General features: G+C 59.9%; 10 protein-coding genes. 5 read left to right on the top strand and 5 right to left on the bottom strand.

The window, feature by feature from the left end; genetic code table 11:
- Positions 1-45 precede the first annotated feature (45 nt).
- Positions 46-792, top strand: a complete 747-nt coding sequence (gene cobM / locus PDR5_RS16005) for a precorrin-4 C(11)-methyltransferase (RefSeq protein WP_064597028.1) — start codon at positions 46-48, stop codon at positions 790-792.
- Between the two features lie 144 nt (positions 793-936).
- Here cobM and nfuA read toward each other — a convergent pair whose 3' ends face one another.
- The 3 genes from nfuA to PDR5_RS16020 all read right to left on the bottom strand — a co-directional run bounded on the left by nfuA (position 937) and on the right by PDR5_RS16020 (position 5,004).
- Positions 937-1,521, bottom strand: a complete 585-nt coding sequence (gene nfuA, locus PDR5_RS16010; protein ID WP_007959519.1) for a Fe-S biogenesis protein NfuA — start codon at positions 1,519-1,521, stop codon at positions 937-939.
- A 91-nt stretch (positions 1,522-1,612) separates the two neighbouring features.
- Entirely contained in the window at positions 1,613-2,614 is a 1,002-nt protein-coding gene (locus PDR5_RS16015) for an acyltransferase family protein (protein WP_064597030.1), read from the bottom strand.
- A 95-nt stretch (positions 2,615-2,709) separates the two neighbouring features.
- Complete coding sequence (locus PDR5_RS16020; RefSeq protein ID WP_064597032.1) at positions 2,710-5,004, bottom strand: fatty acid cis/trans isomerase; 2,295 nt, start codon at positions 5,002-5,004, stop codon at positions 2,710-2,712.
- 158 nt (positions 5,005-5,162) lie between these two features.
- Here PDR5_RS16020 and metH point away from each other — a divergent pair, with 158 nt between their 5' ends.
- Positions 5,163-8,873 (top strand): methionine synthase, encoded by a 3,711-nt coding sequence (gene metH, locus PDR5_RS16025; RefSeq protein WP_064597034.1) that lies wholly within the window; start codon positions 5,163-5,165, stop codon positions 8,871-8,873.
- 112 nt (positions 8,874-8,985) lie between these two features.
- Complete coding sequence (locus PDR5_RS16030; protein ID WP_007959515.1) at positions 8,986-9,204, top strand: DUF2970 domain-containing protein; 219 nt, start codon at positions 8,986-8,988, stop codon at positions 9,202-9,204.
- A gap of 5 nt (positions 9,205-9,209) precedes the next feature.
- On the opposite strand, the gene PDR5_RS16035 is transcribed toward PDR5_RS16030, so the two are convergent.
- Positions 9,210-10,283 carry an ABC transporter substrate-binding protein gene (locus PDR5_RS16035; protein WP_064597036.1) on the bottom strand — a complete coding sequence of 358 codons (1,074 nt, stop codon included), beginning with the start codon at positions 10,281-10,283 and terminating at the stop codon, positions 9,210-9,212.
- A 525-nt stretch (positions 10,284-10,808) separates the two neighbouring features.
- Between PDR5_RS16035 and PDR5_RS16040 the strand changes: the two genes are divergently transcribed.
- Positions 10,809-12,467, top strand: coding sequence for a nitrite/sulfite reductase (locus tag PDR5_RS16040; protein ID WP_064597038.1), 1,659 nt, complete (start codon positions 10,809-10,811; stop codon positions 12,465-12,467).
- Complete coding sequence (locus PDR5_RS16045) at positions 12,451-12,945, top strand: DUF934 domain-containing protein (protein WP_007959510.1); 495 nt, start codon at positions 12,451-12,453, stop codon at positions 12,943-12,945. The genes PDR5_RS16040 and PDR5_RS16045 overlap by 17 nt, the downstream gene beginning before the upstream one ends.
- A 48-nt stretch (positions 12,946-12,993) precedes the next feature.
- Here PDR5_RS16045 and PDR5_RS16050 read toward each other — a convergent pair whose 3' ends face one another.
- On the bottom strand, positions 12,994-17,871 hold the full coding sequence (locus tag PDR5_RS16050; protein WP_064597044.1) for a dermonecrotic toxin domain-containing protein: 4,878 nt from the start codon (positions 17,869-17,871) through the stop codon (positions 12,994-12,996).
- Positions 17,872-17,946: the final 75 nt, after the last annotated feature.

The raw sequence follows: 17,946 nt of genomic DNA on the forward strand, positions 1-17,946 counted from the left end.
GCGCTTGTTAAGCACCGCCCTGCCCCTTTTTTACAGGATCCAACGATGACCGTTTACTTCATCGGCGCCGGCCCCGGCGACCCAGAATTGATCACTGTCAAAGGCCAGCGCCTGATCCGCAGTTGCCCGGTGATCATCTACGCAGGTTCGCTGGTGCCGACGGCGGTGCTGGAAGGTCATTGCGCGGAAACCGTGGTCAACAGCGCCGAACTGCACCTGGAACAGATCATCGACCTGATCAAGACCGCCCATGCCAAGGGCCAGGACGTGGCGCGGGTGCATTCGGGCGATCCGAGCCTGTATGGCGCGATTGGCGAGCAGATTCGTTATTTGCGCGAGCTGGATATTCCGTTCCAGATCATTCCCGGCGTGACCGCCACCGCCGCGTGCGCCGCGCTGTTGGGCGCTGAACTGACCCTGCCGGACATCTCGCAAAGCGTGATTTTGACCCGATATGCGGACAAGACCGCAATGCCGGTTGGCGAAGAGCTCGGCAGTCTGGCGCAGCACGGAGCGACCATGGCGATTCATCTGGGGGTCAATCATCTGGAGAAAATCCTGGCTGAGCTGCTGCCGCATTACGGCGCGGATTGCCCGATTGCGGTGATTCACCGGGCGACGTGGCCGGATCAGGACTGGGCGGTCGGGACGCTGGAGGATATTGCCGCGAAGGTTGCCGCCAAGGGGTTTCGGCGTACGGCGTTGATTCTGGTTGGGCGGGTGTTGGGTAGCGATCACTTTAGCGAGTCGTCGCTGTATCGCGCGGGGCATGCACATCTTTACCGCCCATGACGGCCCCATCGCGAGCAGGCTCGCTCCCACAATAGACCGCATTTCCCTGTGGGAGCGAGCCTGCTCGCGATTTGGGACGCTGAATTTCTGGCATAAAAAAACGGCGCTCACGGGGCGCCGTTTTTTCATGCCGCAGCGAACACCTTAGTAGTAGGCGTTTTCTTTCTGCGTGTGGTCGGTCACGTCGCGAACGCCCTTGAGCTCCGGAATGCGCTCGAGCAAGGTGCGCTCGATGCCTTCCTTCAGGGTCACGTCCGCCTGGCCGCAGCCCTGGCAACCGCCGCCGAACTGCAACACGGCAATGCCGTCTTCAACCACATCGATCAGGCTGACCTGACCGCCGTGGCTGGCCAGCCCCGGGTTGATTTCGGTTTGCAGGTAATAGTTGATGCGCTCGTTGATCGGGCTGTCGGCGTTGACCATCGGGACTTTGGCGTTTGGCGCCTTGATGGTCAGCTGGCCGCCCATGCGGTCGGTGGCGTAGTCGACGACGGCATCATCGAGGAACGCTTCGCTGAACGAGTCGATGTAAGCGGTGAAGCTTTTCAGCCCAAGCGCCGTATCTTCAGGTTTCTCTTCGCCCGGCTTGCAGTAGGCAATGCAGGTTTCGGCGTACTGGGTGCCAGGCTGGGTGATGAAAACGCGGATGCCGATGCCCGGGGTGTTCTGCTTGGAGAGCAGATCGGCCAGGTAATCATGGGCGGCGTCGGTAATGGTAATAGCGGTCATGGAAACTCCTCGCAGGCTTGGGGCGGAGTTTACGCCAATCGGCGCGCGGCACAAAGTCCTAGTATTTACGTAGGAATAGTTCGCAAATCGGCTAAGCGCCACGTTCGCCGTCAATCCGTGCTTTAAGCCACTGATAACTGCGCTTTTCCACCCATTCGTAGCTCAGCCAAGAACCGATACCGATGGCCAGCGCACAGACAACAAACATCAAATACGGGTTGATCCCATAGCGTCGGGCCAGATAACCGCCAGCCGACAGCACCAGCACGTGCATCAGATACACCGAGTACGAACAGTCGCCCAGCAGCTTGAGCAGCCTGTTGCGCTCGACATGGCGCTCCAGCGCCATGCTGGCCATGACCAGCACCGCACTGGGCACGCCCCAATTCAGCAAACGGGGTTCCGGCGGCAGGTGATAGATCGCCAGCAACGCCGCACCGATCCCCAGCAACGGCAGCCAGAGCGCCGGTCCGATCCAGCCGCGGCGATAGAACATGCCGATACTGATCCCGAGCAGGAACTCATAAACGATGTCCGAGCGATAAAACTCGCTGACCCAGCCAAATCCGGTCCAGGCCTGGCACACCGCGAACAGCAGCGCCGCGACCACCAGCAAGCGCACCTGCAACCGAAACAACAGCGCCCAGGCGAACAACACGTAAAACAGCATCTCGTAATTCAGGGTCCAGCCGACATTCAGGGTCGGGTAGATCCCGTAGCCGCCGGGGTTTTCGGTCGGGATAAACAGCAACGACAGCAGCAAATGACTCCAGTCCACCGTCTGATCCGGCAGCAACGGCCGGGCGAATACCACCAACAAAGCCATCAGCACGGTGTAGAGCCAATACGCCGGGACAATCCGGAACAGTCGATACAGCAGAAACCGCGCGGGCGGCAGCGCCTTGCCTTCGGTGGACAGGAAAATCACCAGCCCGCTGATCACGAAAAAGATATCGACGCCCACCGCGCCCTTGTCGATGAACAGCTGCCCGATCGGCCCCCGCGCCTCGAAGTCGAAGAAAATCTGCATGAAGTGATGGCAGACCACCGCCCACGCGGCGAGCGCTCGCAGGGCCTGCACTGAAATCAACATCAATGGCGCTCCCGTCCAGGATTTGCGGAGCACCACTGCACTTGTGGGAGCGGCGGTGTCCCTGAGAATTGGGACAACCGCTCAACCACAAACGATCAAAGATTCTCGTACCGGTTCATGTCCAGCACGCCCTCTTCCACCGGCTCGGTTTCGTGGATGTACTGGCTCAAATCGTGGAAATAGAACCAGAACTGCGGATGACTGCGGCGAATCCCCCAGCGCTCGACGACTTTCTCGAACTGCGCCGCGTCCTTTGCCCCTTCCATCGCATCGACAAACGCCGGCACCTGGTCTGCCGGGACGTTGAACATGAAATTCGGGTAGCTGCTGAGCACGCCCGGGTAGATCGTCAGCGTGTCCAGCCCCGGTTGATAGCGCAGCGATTCGCCGAGCAGGAACGCCACGTTGCTGTGGGCGCGGTTGCGCAGCAGGCTGTAGACCTCGCGCTTGCCGCTGCGGGTTTCAACCCGGAGCATGGTGGCTTCCGGCAATTGATCGATCACTTTCAGGCCCGCCGCCGGGCGCGAAGTCAGGCGACTCAGCGCCTGTTCGGCGTTTTGCAGCGCCGGGTCGATGTTCGGGCGCGAGCAGTAGGCGTCTTCGCAACGATTGATCGGATCCGGACGCGCGTTGAGATCGCCGTAGCGCGTCAGCAATTGCATGGCGAAATCGCGTTTCGGGTCTTTCTCGTCGAGTTTCAGCGCGGTCGGCTTGTCATCGTCTATGGCTTCGTAATCGAGCCACATCTTGAACTGGCCGCTGCTCTGGTACCAATCGTCGAGGTAGCCCTCACGGGAATCGGCGGGCATCAGGCGCAGGAAGTTCTGTTCGGCGCCGTTGCGGATCAGGTCGAAATACAAGCGCGTTTGCGCCTGATGGGAGACGTTGCCGAACACATCGAAATTTACCGCCAACTGGTAATAGGTGCGCTCCAGCAACGGGTAGTCGAACAGCCACATAGTCTGCGGCACTTCGCCGATCAGGCCTTTGGTCACCGAAGCGCTGTCGAAGTGGCGGAAGATGCTGAGCAAGGCGTTGTCGTTGCCGGCCCACAGGGTCGACCAGCTCGGCGCCGGCAGATCCGCATAGCTGTCACGGCGCAGGGCTTCGTATTGGTTTCGCTTGTTGCGGTAGTTGTGCCACAGGCTCAGGACACTGCCGACATCGTCGTTCTGCCCCGGCATGGCCAGCAACGGCGTGGCCTGGCCGCGATAGTTCGGGTCGGTGATGTACAGGTCGTGTTCCGGGGCCTGGAACAGCGCCCAGAAGTTGTCGCGGATCACGTCGGTTGCGATCTGCCCACGGCACACCGGGCCACGAATGAAGGTGCGCACGAAGTATTCGGCATTATCGAGCATGAACTGATAACGCGCCTGCGCCGGAATCGCCTCGAAAGTCGCAAAAGGGTTGGCCCGGCTCTGCGGCCCGTAGCCCGGCAAGGCATTGACCTGCCAGTTGCCGTTGTAGAACAGGCTTTTGACCCGCGCCATCTTCGCCGCGCTCAGCGGATAAGTGATGTGGGTCTTGTGCACGATCACACCCTGCACCGGCCACAGGCGGTAATACACCTGAGTACCCGGATCGTCGTTCGGGCGACGGGTGGCGATCAGATCGATTGGTTGCCCGGTCGGCGTGCGCGAGCGCACCCACTGGAAGTAATGCCCCGGCTCGCCGTCCTTGAAATAGATATGCGCCAGGAACCAGTGCTCGAACAGCCAGCGCCCGACCAGACTTTCCCGCGCGCCAGGCTGGTTGAGCAGATTTTCCCACTGGACGATCTGCATCGCTTCCTTGGCGCTTGGCGCCAGGCCTTGCTCATCGATCGGTGCGCCGGAAGCGAGCCAACGTTGCAGTGTCTGATATTGCTGATCGGTCAGCCCGGTCACCGCCAGCGGCATGCCCTCTTTCGGATGGGCGCCGGCATAGCCTTCGAACTCGGCGGGCATCGCGCACAGGTTTTCGCGGTTGAGACCCAGCACAATGTCTTGCGGCAGTTTGGCGTTGGGGGTCAGCGGCGTTTTGTGTCCCAGCTCCAACATGCGCGCCATCAGTGCGGCCTGGCTGCCCTGGGCGTCGAGCACCGAGTAGAAGTCTTTCTGCTGCCAGGCCCGTTTGCCGAAGGCGTCATAGAACAGCCGCGTGGTCGGCGCCGCCTGGGTGCGTTCGCCATCGTAGACCGGCATCTTGCTCGCGCCCCGCGCTGCGCCTTCACCACTGCCCAGGTTGAGCTGACAGGCAGAGTCGTAGCACGCATGGCAGGCCACGCACTTTTCGGTGAAGATCGGCTGGATGTCTCGGGTGTAGGAAATAGAAGAAGAAATAGCGGGACTTTGCGCCACCGCGCCAAAGCTTAAAAACAGCAATGCAATGCTGATGACGCGGTACGACATGTCCCTGACCCTGATCCTGAAGAAAAACGCCGCGATTCTACCGTTATGACGCCCGTACCAACATGAGCGATATTCATGCAAAAGCGTCACATGCTCTAAAACCGCACAGGTTTGTTATGATCCCGGCCCTTCGTCATGGTCTTTTTCGAGTAGCCCCAATGTCCGATCGCAGCGTCCGCCTTCAAGCTCTCAAGCAAGCTCTCAAAGAGCGCATCCTGATTCTCGACGGCGGCATGGGCACGATGATCCAGAGCTACAAGCTCGAAGAGCAGGATTATCGCGGCAAACGCTTTGCCGACTGGCCGAGCGACGTCAAGGGCAACAACGATCTGTTGGTGCTGACCCGCCCGGACGTGATCGGCGGCATCGAGAAAGCCTACCTGGACGCCGGCGCCGACATCCTCGAGACCAACACCTTCAACGCCACGCAGATTTCCATGGCCGACTACGGCATGGAAGAACTGGTCTACGAACTCAACGTAGAAGGCGCCCGCCTGGCACGCAAGGTCGCCGACGCGAAAACCCTCGAGACCCCGGACAAGCCGCGTTTCGTTGCCGGCGTTCTGGGCCCGACCAGCCGCACCTGCTCGCTGTCGCCGGACGTCAACAACCCAGGCTATCGCAACGTCACCTTCGATGAGCTGGTGGAAAACTACACCGAGGCCACCAAAGGCCTGATCGAAGGCGGCGCCGACCTGATCCTGATCGAAACCATCTTCGACACTCTCAACGCCAAAGCCGCGATCTTTGCCGTGCAAGGCGTATTCGAAGAACTGGGCTTCGAGTTGCCGATCATGATTTCCGGCACCATCACCGACGCCTCCGGCCGTACCCTGTCGGGCCAGACCACCGAAGCGTTCTGGAACTCCGTGGCCCACGCCAAACCGATTTCGGTCGGCCTGAACTGCGCCCTCGGTGCCCGCGAACTGCGTCCGTACCTGGAAGAGCTGTCGGACAAGGCCAGCACCCACGTTTCGGCGCACCCGAACGCCGGCCTGCCGAACGAATTCGGCGAGTACGACGAACTGCCGGTGGACACCGCCAAGGTCATCGAAGAATTCGCCCAGAGCGGTTTCCTCAACATCGTCGGCGGTTGCTGCGGCACCACGCCGGGCCACATCGAAGCCATCGCCAAAGCCGTTGCCGGCTATGCGCCGCGGCAGATTCCGGACATTCCCAAGGCTTGCCGTCTGTCGGGCCTGGAGCCGTTCACCATCGATCGCAGCTCGCTGTTCGTCAACGTCGGCGAGCGGACCAACATCACCGGTTCCGCGAAATTCGCCCGCCTGATCCGTGAAGACAACTACACCGAAGCCCTGGAAGTCGCCCTGCAGCAAGTCGAGGCCGGCGCCCAGGTGATCGACATCAACATGGACGAAGGGATGCTCGATTCGAAGAAGGCCATGGTGACCTTCCTCAATCTGATTGCCGGCGAACCGGACATCTCCCGCGTACCGATCATGATCGACTCCTCGAAATGGGACGTGATCGAAGCCGGCCTCAAATGCATCCAGGGCAAGGGCATCGTCAACTCGATCAGCATGAAAGAAGGCGTCGAGCAGTTCATCCATCACGCCAAACTGTGCAAGCGCTACGGCGCCGCCGTGGTGGTGATGGCGTTCGACGAAGCCGGCCAGGCCGACACCGAAGCGCGCAAGAAAGAGATCTGCAAACGCTCCTACGACATTCTGGTCAATGAAGTCGGCTTCCCGCCAGAAGACATCATCTTCGACCCGAACATCTTCGCCGTGGCAACCGGCATCGAAGAACACAACAACTACGCTGTGGACTTCATCAACGCCTGTGCCTACATCCGTGACGAGCTGCCGTACGCCCTGAGCTCCGGCGGCGTGTCCAACGTGTCGTTCTCGTTCCGCGGCAACAACCCGGTGCGCGAGGCGATCCACTCGGTGTTCCTGCTGTACGCGATCCGCGCTGGCCTGACCATGGGCATCGTCAACGCCGGTCAGTTGGAGATCTACGACCAGATCCCGCAGGAACTGCGCGACGCCGTTGAAGACGTGATCCTCAACCGCACCCCGGAAGGCACCGACGCCCTCCTCGCCATCGCCGACAAGTACAAGGGCGATGGCAGCGTCAAGGAAGCCGAGACCGAAGAATGGCGCAGCTGGGACGTCAACAAGCGTCTGGAGCACGCGCTGGTCAAGGGCATCACCACCCACATCGTCGAAGACACCGAAGAATCCCGTCAGTCCTTCGCTCGCCCGATCGAAGTGATCGAAGGCCCGCTGATGTCCGGCATGAACATCGTCGGTGACCTGTTCGGCGCCGGCAAAATGTTCCTGCCGCAGGTGGTGAAATCCGCCCGCGTGATGAAACAGGCTGTGGCGCACCTGATTCCGTTCATCGAACTGGAAAAGGGCGACAAGCCGGAAGCCAAGGGCAAGATCCTGATGGCCACGGTGAAGGGCGACGTGCACGACATCGGCAAGAACATCGTCGGCGTGGTACTGGGTTGCAACGGCTATGACATCGTCGACCTGGGCGTGATGGTGCCGGCCGAGAAGATCCTGCAGGTGGCCAAGGAGCAGAAGTGCGACATCATCGGCCTGTCCGGCCTGATCACCCCGTCGCTGGATGAAATGGTCCATGTGGCCCGCGAGATGCAGCGCCAGGACTTCCACCTGCCGCTGATGATCGGCGGCGCGACCACCTCCAAGGCGCACACGGCGGTGAAGATCGAGCCCAAGTACAGCAACGACGCGGTGGTCTACGTGACCGACGCCTCCCGCGCCGTGGGCGTGGCGACGCAGTTGCTGTCCAAGGAACTGAAGGCCGGCTTCGTCCAGAAGACCCGCGAAGAGTACATCGACGTCCGCGAGCGCACCGCCAACCGCAGCGCCCGCACCGAGCGCCTGAGCTACGCCGCCGCGATCGCCAAGAAGCCGCAGTTCGACTGGGCCACTTACACCCCGGTCAAACCGACCTTCACCGGCACCCGCGTGCTGGACAATATCGACCTCAACGTCCTGGCCGAGTACATCGACTGGACGCCGTTCTTCATCTCCTGGGATCTGGCCGGCAAGTTCCCGCGCATCCTCGAAGACGAAGTGGTCGGTGAAGCGGCGACCTCGCTGTACAAGGACGCCCGCGAGATGCTGACCAAGCTGATCGACGAGAAACTGATCAGCGCCCGTGCGGTGTTCGGCTTCTGGCCGGCCAATCAGGTGCACGATGACGATATCGAGTTGTACGGCGATGACGGCAAGCCGATGGCGCGCCTGCATCACCTGCGTCAGCAGATCATCAAGACCGACGGCAAGCCGAACTTCTCCCTGGCCGACTTCGTCGCGCCGAAGGACAGCGAAGTGACCGACTATGTCGGTGGTTTCATCACCACCGCCGGGATCGGTGCCGAAGAAGTGGCCAAGGCTTATCAGGACGCTGGCGACGATTACAACTCGATCATGGTCAAGGCCCTCGCCGACCGTCTGGCCGAGGCCTGCGCCGAGTGGCTGCACCAGCAGGTGCGCAAGGAGCACTGGGGTTACGCCAAGGATGAAGCTCTCGACAACGAGGCGCTGATCAAAGAGCAGTACTCCGGCATCCGCCCTGCTCCCGGCTACCCCGCGTGCCCGGATCACACCGAGAAGGCCACGCTGTTCGCCCTGCTCGACCCTGAGGCCCAGGAAATGCGCGCCGGTCGCAGCGGCGTGTTCCTCACCGAGCACTACGCGATGTTCCCGGCGGCAGCGGTCAGCGGCTGGTACTTCGCCCATCCGCAGGCGCAGTACTTCGCCGTGGGCAAGGTCGACAAGGATCAGGTGCAGAGCTACACCTCGCGCAAAGGCCAGGAACTGAGCCTGACCGAACGCTGGCTGGCGCCGAATCTGGGTTACGACAACTAATCCCGCTTCACGCGACGACACCCTGTGGGAGCCTGTTGGCTCCCACAGTTATTTCTGCGGCCTGAAAACGGTTGGCTATGCTTGTCTGACACACACGGCAGACGGGGGATTTATGGACGATCCAGTCGACAACAAGCCACCGACGTTCTGGCAGATGCTGCATAGCGTCATGGCGGCGGCGTTCGGGGTGCAGAGCGGCAAGAACCGGGCGAGGGACTTCACCCACGGCAAGCCCAGCCATTTCATCTTCTTGGGTATCGCGTTCACGGCGGTGTTCGCTCTGACGCTGTTCGGCATTGTGCAACTGGTGGTGCATCTGGCGGGCGTCTGACGGCCCTAGTGCATCAGGGTCTGCAGATTGAACGGGTAGCGATACGAAACCGGGCGCCCTTTCGCCGAGAGCTTGCGAAACTGCACGCCGTAGTCCGGTGAGGCGCCCATTGCAAGGATTCGGCGGGCATGATCCCTGTCGATCAGTTGCAGCAACGGAATCTGCCGATCCCTGCCGCCATACTGATTCAGATCGACGCCTTGCGCGTGATCATGCAGCTCGACCAGTGCCCAGCCACCCAGGGTGAAATGCCCGCCGAGCAACGCGCTCAGGCGTCCGTCGACCACCGCCTGCAAAGCTTCGGGCGAGGTGTTGACCGCGCTGAACAGCACGTCCTTGCCCGGCACCTTGCCGGCCTCGGACGCAGCACGCATCGCGCCGAAGGCCATTTCATCATTGGCTGCCCATACCAATGAAACGTTGGGATAGCGGACCAGCAACTGCTTCGCCTGCTCGTAAGCCCGTTGCTGGGTCCAGCCGCCATAGACCAGTTGCCGCAAACGTACCTGCGGATTCTCCGCCAGGGCCCGCTGCATGCCCTTTTCGCGCAATTGCGCCGATGGCGTGATCTTGAGGCCGGAGAACGCCAGCAGATCGATGCTTTCACCGGGCGCCACGGGCGGATGCAGGCGGATCAGTTCTTTCATCATCAGATAGCCGCCCTCCTCGTCGTTAGGCACCAGACTGCCGACGCGGTCCGCGCGCTCAGTCACCAACGCCTGCTGATTGGGCGTCAGTGCCGAATTGACGATAAAGAGCTTCACGCCGCTGCCGTTGGCCATGCGCAGAATCTGCGGCGCCACGTACTGTTCGTTGACGAACACCAGATAATCCGGGCGCTCAGGCCCCTGCAGGGCCAATCGCGCCTGCGCCAGGGTCAGTTCCGGCTGGCGCTGGGCATAAAGGATGCGCAGGTCGATCCCCAGATCCCGGGCGGCAGCCTGCATGAATTGCGAATAGCTGACCCAGAATGCTTCCTGCGTCGAGCCCGGATTCAGGAACAGCACCGACTCCGCACGCGCGCAGGTACCGAAAACCGCGCCGAACAGCAGCAGGCTGAGGTGGAAAAACTTGAACATGAATCATCCGGGCCCAAGGAAAAATGGCCGCGCATTATAGCCATTGATCACCTGGCCTTTGGCGCTTGATCCCGCCTTTTGTCCGACAATCGTCGCAAGCGGGGCCCGGACGAGTCGTTTTACTGATGGCTGACCCAGAATACTGCCGTTCCAACGACCAGAATGATCAGGAACAGAATCGCCCAGGCATCGACGCTGCTATCGCTTTTCCTTGCTTTGGTTGGGTTGCTCATTGCATCGCCTCTTGTCGGTTTTATCGGTGATTGCAGAAAGACTCGACCACAGTAAAGACGATGATTGTCCGCACGACAAATGTGGTTTAGTTGACAGTGATTCTTGTTAGGCGATTTGGTTCTTTACATATACTCAAACATCACTTTTGCGCATAACTGCAAACGGGTATATTGCCCCGGCTCCGTCAGGGAGTGCGCGGCCGTGCGCGCAGAATTGCAGAGGAACCATCGGACTCCAGCAAGCGAAAACGCAGCGTTTTCCGAGTGGCCAAAGCCTGAGAACAGGACTTATATGTACGTATACGACGAGTACGATCAGCGGATCATCGAGGACCGCGTCAAGCAGTTCCGTGATCAGACCCGACGCTATCTGGCAGGTGAGCTGAGCGAAGAAGAATTCCGCCCCCTGCGCCTGCAGAATGGCCTGTACATCCAGCGTTTCGCGCCGATGTTGCGAGTGGCGGTGCCTTACGGCCAACTGACCTCGCGTCAGGTGCGCATGATGGCCAAGATCGCCCGCGACTATGACAAGGGCTACGCCCACATCAGTACGCGGCAGAACGTGCAGTTCAACTGGCCGGCGGTCGAAGACATCCCGGACATCCTCGCCGAACTGGCCACTGTGCAGATGCACGCCATCCAGACCAGCGGCAACTGCCTGCGCAACGTCACTACCGACCAGTTCGCCGGTGTTGCAGCCGACGAGTTGATCGACCCGCGTCCGTGGTGCGAAATCGTTCGTCAGTGGACCACGTTCCACCCGGAATTCGCTTACCTGCCACGCAAGTTCAAGATCGCCGTCAACGGTTCGACCTCCGACCGTGCGGCCATCGAAGTCCACGACATCGGCCTTGAGCCGGTACACAACGCTGCCGGTGAACTCGGTTTCCGTGTGCTGGTCGGCGGTGGTCTGGGTCGTACCCCGGTGGTCGGTGCGTTCATCAACGAGTTCCTGCCATGGCAGGACCTGTTGAGCTACCTCGACGCAATCCTGCGGGTGTACAACCGCTACGGCCGTCGTGACAACAAATACAAGGCGCGGATCAAGATCCTCGTCAAGGCGCTGACGCCGGAAGTCTTCGCTCAGAAAGTCGATGCAGAGATGGAACACCTGCGCGGCGGCCAGACCACGCTGACCGAAGCCGAAGTGCATCGTGTGGCCAAACACTTCGTCGACCCGGACTACAAGGCGCTGGAAAACCAGACCGCCGAACTGGCCGCCCTCGACAAAGAGCATCCGGGTTTCGCCCGCTGGCGCACCCGCAACACCCTGGCGCACAAGAAGCCGGGCTATGTGGCCGTGACCCTGTCCCTGAAGCCGACCGGCGTTGCACCGGGTGACATCACCGACAAGCAGCTCGACGCCGTTGCCGACCTGGCCGACCGCTACAGCTTCGGTCAACTGCGCACTTCCCACGAGCAGAACATCATTCTGGCCGACGTCGAGCAGAGCCAGCTGTTCACCCTGTGGGGCGAGCTGCGCGAGCAAGGTTTCGCCACGCCGAACATCGGCCTGCTGACCGACATCATCTGCTGCCCTGGCGGTGATTTCTGCTCGCTGGCCAACGCCAAGTCGATCCCGATCGCCGAATCGATCCAGCGCCGCTTCGACGACCTGGACTACCTGTTCGACATCGGTGAACTGGACCTGAACATCTCCGGCTGCATGAACGCCTGCGGTCACCACCACGTCGGCCACATCGGCATCCTCGGTGTGGACAAGAAAGGTGAAGAGTTCTACCAGGTCTCGCTCGGCGGCAGCGCCAGCCGTGACGCCAGCCTGGGCAAGATCCTCGGCCCTTCCTTCGCCCAGGAAGACATGCCGGACGTGATCTCCAAACTGATCGACGTGTACGTGGAACAGCGCACCGAAGACGAGCGTTTCATCGACACCTACCAGCGTATTGGCATCGACCTCTTCAAGGAACGCGTCTATGCAGCGAATCATTAAGAACAACGAGGTCGTCGACGAAACCTGGCACCTGCTGCCCAAGGATTTCAACATCGACGAAATCAGCAACTGCGACGACCTGATCGTCCCGCTGCAGCTGTGGCGTGAACACGCCCGCATGCTCAAGGCCCGCGATGGCGGTCTGGGTGTGTGGCTGGATGCCGACGAAGAAGCCGAAGAAATCGGTGACGACGTGAACGAGTTCCAGGTGATTGCCCTGAACTTCCCGGCGTTCACCGATGGCCGCAACTACTCCAACGCCCGCCTGCTGCGTGACCGCTACGGTTTCAAAGGTGAACTGCGGGCGATTGGTGATGTGCTGCGCGACCAGTTGTTCTACATGCGCCGTTGCGGTTTCGATGCCTTCGCCCTGCGCGCGGACAAAGACCCGTACGACGCCCTTGAAAGCCTCAAGGACTTCTCGGTGACCTATCAGGCCGCCACTGACGAACCGCTGCCGCTGTTCCGTCGCCGCTGACCGCCTGCCCCGGGCCCTTGTCGAAGGGCCCGGGGCCTCTGTTCAGTCCTATTTCGTTCCTAATCTGTTGGGCCCCGAGGTGGCCGGCAATGGGAGCCCTGGATGGCGTGCCAATGCCGCATTGGTCAGTTGCTTGCGCAACTCCAGGCTTTCATTTCTGAAGTTGTCGTAGATTGTCGTCATTTGCTGTGCGGCGGCTTCGCGAGACAGATTGGCCTGAGACTCCAGCAGGGAAAAAGCCCGCGCACAGCGATCCAGAATCTCGGCAAACACGTCCTGACGACTCGTCCACAAATACTCGGCCCAGAATTCCTGCCGGCTGATCGAGTTTGCCAATTGCGCAGTATTTTCGGCCTTGACCACCTTTTGATAGGCTTCATCGATCTGCTCATCGCTGACCTCGACGTCCAGCCGCACATTCAGCTCAGTCGGTTGCGCAGGCAGCTCCAGCCGCTCTGCCAGTCGCACCCGGTAAATCAGGTTGATATCCAGAGCCTGGCGCAAGGTCAGCGATTCCGTTCTGGCGCGACGCGCCGTTTCCAGGACAACCTGTTTTTCAAGCTCCTGCAATCGAAACAGTCCACGCAACAGACGAATCAGATCACCCTCGAGCGCCTGACTGCCGGTGCGAGCCGCTACCAAAGCCCTGAAGCACAGAACCCTGACCTCCAGATCGCTAAATAACGCAGTGGCATTGGCGGTACTCACACGTCCTTCTCTGGCCATCCGAAACAGCACACGACGCAGCCTGTCGTTTTCACAGGCGGCCTCCAGCACGTTCCAGACCCGCTGCCCAAGCTGGGTGCGGGTGTGGAAATAATCGGCCGTCCCGCGCAATTGCATGAGCATCTCGAAAAAGGCCCGGGAATCGGGATCAGCCGACAGCGATAACAGGACCTCCTGCGCCCGCGCAATCTGCGTCCTCGGCAACCCGCTGCCCCACCCGGCACCCTGCATATCGACAGCCGGTCGTACCGTAGCGAGGTAGTCAGGGGTGATCACCCCCAGGCTGATACCTTGCACTCGCTGATAATCGGCAAGGGCCTGAAGGCTGGCCACGGACAGCGGGTTGCCGTCGATATGGGTGCCTCGATTGAGCACGGCGCGCGCCTTGAACACAGAATCCGGAACCTCGGAGATTTTGTTGTTGCGCAGATCCAGGGTTTCCAGGTGCGTGAGCGTGTCGATGTCCGCCGGCCACTGAGTGATTCCCGTATGGTGCAGATCCAGGTGGCGCAAATTGCGCATCCCTGCCAACGCGGGCACTTGGCCCAGGGCTGGATTCAGACTCAGGTTCAACGAGTGCAGGTGTGTTTTGCTACCCAGCTCCTGTGCTGCTCGTTCGCTCAGGCGAATTTCGTTGTTACTCAGATCCAGCTCTGTGAGTCCCGACATGTCCGCAACGACCTGAGGGATGCGGGTCAGTTCGTTTCCTGAAAGGTTCAGCACTCGCAGCCGGGTAAAGTTGCGCAGAAATGCATTCAGTCCTGAACTCGCCCCAACACCACTCATCTGCAACGCCGTCACATGGGTGAAATCACCGACGACCACCGGCAGATTTCCCAGCGGGACCGCATCGAAAACAAGGTTGTACAGGTTCTCACCGGAAGGTGCGGGCGTCTGGTCTTCCTTGCGCCACGCACGCAGGATCGCCTGCGCCGCGCGCCTCTTGGTATGGAAAGGAACCCTCAGCCTCATGCCATCGCCGTCGTGATACCACGTTTCGCGATGAACCCACCGCTCAAGCGTGTCGAGGATTGTCCGGTATTCCTGACGCATGTCCTCAAGCTTTCGAATGGCCAGCACTTCGTCAGTCCCAAGCGTCGACACAAAGCGCTCAATCTGCGCCATTGAATGCGCGGGATACAGCCGTCGGGCACGGCGTATCAACACGGACGATCGATGCGGCATCGGGTGAGTGGGCGACCCCGCCTGCACAACCGATTGTTCGACTTTCCGATCCGCCAGCCCCATGGGAGACCGATAGTCGGCATGCGGAGCTTCCATTCCCAGCACCTTCGCGTAGGCCACACGTCGCTGCAGTGCCAGCGCGGTTATTTTTTCTCTCAGGCCCGTGCCATCCAGATCCGCATCGACGCCAATGGCTTTACGGCTGTGTGACGGAAGGCTTTGCCACAATGCCTGGAAAAAATTCGTCCGGGTACGCCCCGGCTGGCTGGAAACGACGGCATGGCTCGAATCCAGGCCCTGATAGCGTTCAGGGTAAGCCTCGAGCAACGCCTGATGTTCAGCGCCGTCAGCACCGATCGTGGCTCGTTGATCGGCAAATACACCCCAATCCAGTATTTCGATAAACACATCACCCGGCCAACCTGGCAAGTGCGTCAAGGTGTCGAGTATCAACATATCCGCATCGCGCCCGCTGGCGGCGTCCAGATACAACGCCTCATAGGCGCGGTTCAGACGCAGGACCTGCTGATATCGCCGTGCTTCTTCCGCCAGACGCAGCGGAACGGTACCTGCGTCAAGCTGCGCCCATTCATGCGCATCGGCATGATGCGCCAACTCGTCGGCGACGCTTGCCGACAACCCCGGAAAGGCCTTGACGATCGGCTCGCTCCTGGAAAGTTCGCAGACGTCCGCGCGCCGAAACAGTCGATCCATCATTGCCATGCGCATGCGGGGCGCCAGCCCGGCAATGTGCATCCCGAGCAGCGCGCTCTGATTGTTGGGCTCTACGGTGGCAGAACCCAGCAGATGCGAACGCTCACTGTCACTGAGCGCTGCCAGCAACGGCGGATAAAACCGGCCGTCGCGCATCAGATCTTCATTGATTTTTACCTCGCGGGTGCCTTTGGTCCCACCGTATCGGGTCACTTCGTTGGCCATGATATCCGTCACGCTGATTGCCAGATCCCGCGGCCAGCGGCCCGTTGCTGTCAGCAAGTACAGCTGCAGATCGGCATCGGCCAGCGGCGCGGAGGCAGCAACGGCCATCTGGTCCATGAACCGGGTGACACCGATATCCGCACGAAAGCGCCTGACCGAATCAGTCAGGATCGCCATGGGCTTGCCACGCTCGACAAACAGCCGGCGCATGGCGGCTTCGTCGATCCCGGTTGCGGCGATGATTTGTTCGGCACGAGTATCCGAAATCTGTTCTTCACGAAAGCCCAGCCGACGGAACAGCGTCAGCGCATTCCACTCGTGAGGCAGCTCCGAGTCATGCCGCCAGGCGCCCGCACCATTGGACTCAAGCAATGGCGAATAACGTTTGGGCAATGTGGGGTTATGCACCTCCCACAGACTGGTGCCGCTCAACGGACGCACCGCGTAAGCATCGGGCCCCAAGGGCAGATAACCGTCCTCGCCGCGCCAGACCAGACCTTGTGCATCGGTCGACATACTGCTCGGCATCGACTCCTGCTGGCGGTAAGCGCTCATGTCTGGATTCCACAACCGATGCGACAGGTTGTCAGCCACCGGCACATGCTCAAGGCCCCTGATGAAATTCGACGAGCGCACGGTTTTAAAGGCTTTTCCCACCGCTACGCCGCCGGTGGCGAACCCCGCCATCAGGATCAGGTTTTCAAGCGTGTCAAACAGGCAGTCGGCGGCATGTTCCTGATCGCCGTGGGCCCAACTGTCAATGCCTTCATATATTTCGTTGAGCAACTGCAAGCCGGCCACGGCACACAGGACTTGACCCAGGACCGGGACAAATGAAAGGAAGAACAGCGCGGTGTTCAGCCCGATGGTCTTATAAGTGTCCAGCCTCGCCAGTCGGGTTTTCTCGTCTTCGTCGTCGGTCGGCACCACCAGCAGACGGGCGTCGGCGCAAACCTGCGCGGCACGGTGCTGGAAGATCGCCAGAAACAGATCCTGTTTTGCATCACCTTCAAGATCGATACCTGTCAGGGGCAGAAACGTCGTGGAGATCGGGAATTGATTCGGCTGGACTTTCAACAACCTTACATCCAGTCCTTTAAGGAACGCCGGACGATCCTTCATCGTAATGAAGCGCGAAAAAAAACGGTGGAACCGGGCGTCACGCAGACGCCCGCTCAATTCGAGTTCGAACCTCTGAAACGACGGGTATTCTTTCAACGGATGATCAGGATCGCCTGGCATATAGATCACACAGCGGTAATCGCTGTCGGCATGCTCGCTGACCGGGCCGATGAACATTGGGCCCCTGAGCGTCACGCCGAGCATTTCAAGGCTTTGAAATCCAAGTGTGTTGTTGCCCAGTTTGATCGACGGTTCCTGGTTCTTTACCGAATTCAGCATCTGATAGACATCGGGGCTGATGTAGCCGCGCATCAAAGCAATGTGCCGATCAACATCAAACTGGTCTTTCGAGTACGTTACCGAAGTAGCCTGCAGACTTGCGACTTGACTACCGCCACCAAAAAAAGTCTTCACATGTTTTTGATATTGCTCGCCAAGATCCAGAAAACGGCACAGTCTGGCGAATTCGTTGGGCCGCATCGACAACACACGACTGGATCGCCCGGTTATCTGTTCCGGAATATAAAGCAAGGAATGTTCGTGATAGTTGCTGGCCAGCGTTTCCGATAATTCGAAATTTTCGCAGGCAGCCATCAGTAAATCGCGTTTGATGGGTATTACCAGTTTCTTGCGCAGGCCCAAAAGGCTGGAGGTGGAACGCACATGCTGAAAAATCGCTCCCTCGACCTCGAAAGGTTCACCCAGTTTCTCACTCATCGCCTTGGCCAACAGCGGCGTACAGAAGCTCTGTGGAGATTTAAGTGCGCGCAGTTGCTGCAGTGCCGCATGTCGCGACTTAAAACTTTTTTTCAAACTTTCGCAGAGGTCATTGCGAACCGTCTCAGCCGACGTTAGCAACCAGGAAGGAATCTGTTTTTTATACAACTCAAAAAAGACACCTTGTTGATCAGGCGTCATGGCAGGCAAACTTGATTTACTATTTTCAACGTCCATGTTTAACAACTTTATTCTGAAGTGGACATTCAGAATAAAGTCGAAAAACCCTTGGATACAGCGCGCTTATTTGAT

Source organism: Pseudomonas sp. DR 5-09 (genome assembly GCF_001655595.1).
Taxonomy (GTDB): Bacteria; Pseudomonadota; Gammaproteobacteria; order Pseudomonadales; family Pseudomonadaceae; genus Aquipseudomonas; species Aquipseudomonas pharyngis.

Coding starts and splice junctions, on each gene's coding strand:
- PDR5_RS16015 (WP_064597030.1), bottom strand. CDS start 2,614: ATGTTGATTTCAGTGCAGGCCCTGCGAGCGCTCGCCGCGTGGGCGGTG.
- cobM (WP_064597028.1), top strand. CDS start 46: ATGACCGTTTACTTCATCGGCGCCGGCCCCGGCGACCCAGAATTGATC.
- PDR5_RS16040 (WP_064597038.1), top strand. CDS start 10,809: ATGTACGTATACGACGAGTACGATCAGCGGATCATCGAGGACCGCGTC.
- PDR5_RS16020 (WP_064597032.1), bottom strand. CDS start 5,004: ATGTCGTACCGCGTCATCAGCATTGCATTGCTGTTTTTAAGCTTTGGC.
- metH (WP_064597034.1), top strand. CDS start 5,163: ATGTCCGATCGCAGCGTCCGCCTTCAAGCTCTCAAGCAAGCTCTCAAA.
- PDR5_RS16050 (WP_064597044.1), bottom strand. CDS start 17,871: ATGGACGTTGAAAATAGTAAATCAAGTTTGCCTGCCATGACGCCTGAT.
- PDR5_RS16045 (WP_007959510.1), top strand. CDS start 12,451: ATGCAGCGAATCATTAAGAACAACGAGGTCGTCGACGAAACCTGGCAC.
- PDR5_RS16030 (WP_007959515.1), top strand. CDS start 8,986: ATGGACGATCCAGTCGACAACAAGCCACCGACGTTCTGGCAGATGCTG.
- nfuA (WP_007959519.1), bottom strand. CDS start 1,521: ATGACCGCTATTACCATTACCGACGCCGCCCATGATTACCTGGCCGAT.
- PDR5_RS16035 (WP_064597036.1), bottom strand. CDS start 10,283: ATGTTCAAGTTTTTCCACCTCAGCCTGCTGCTGTTCGGCGCGGTTTTC.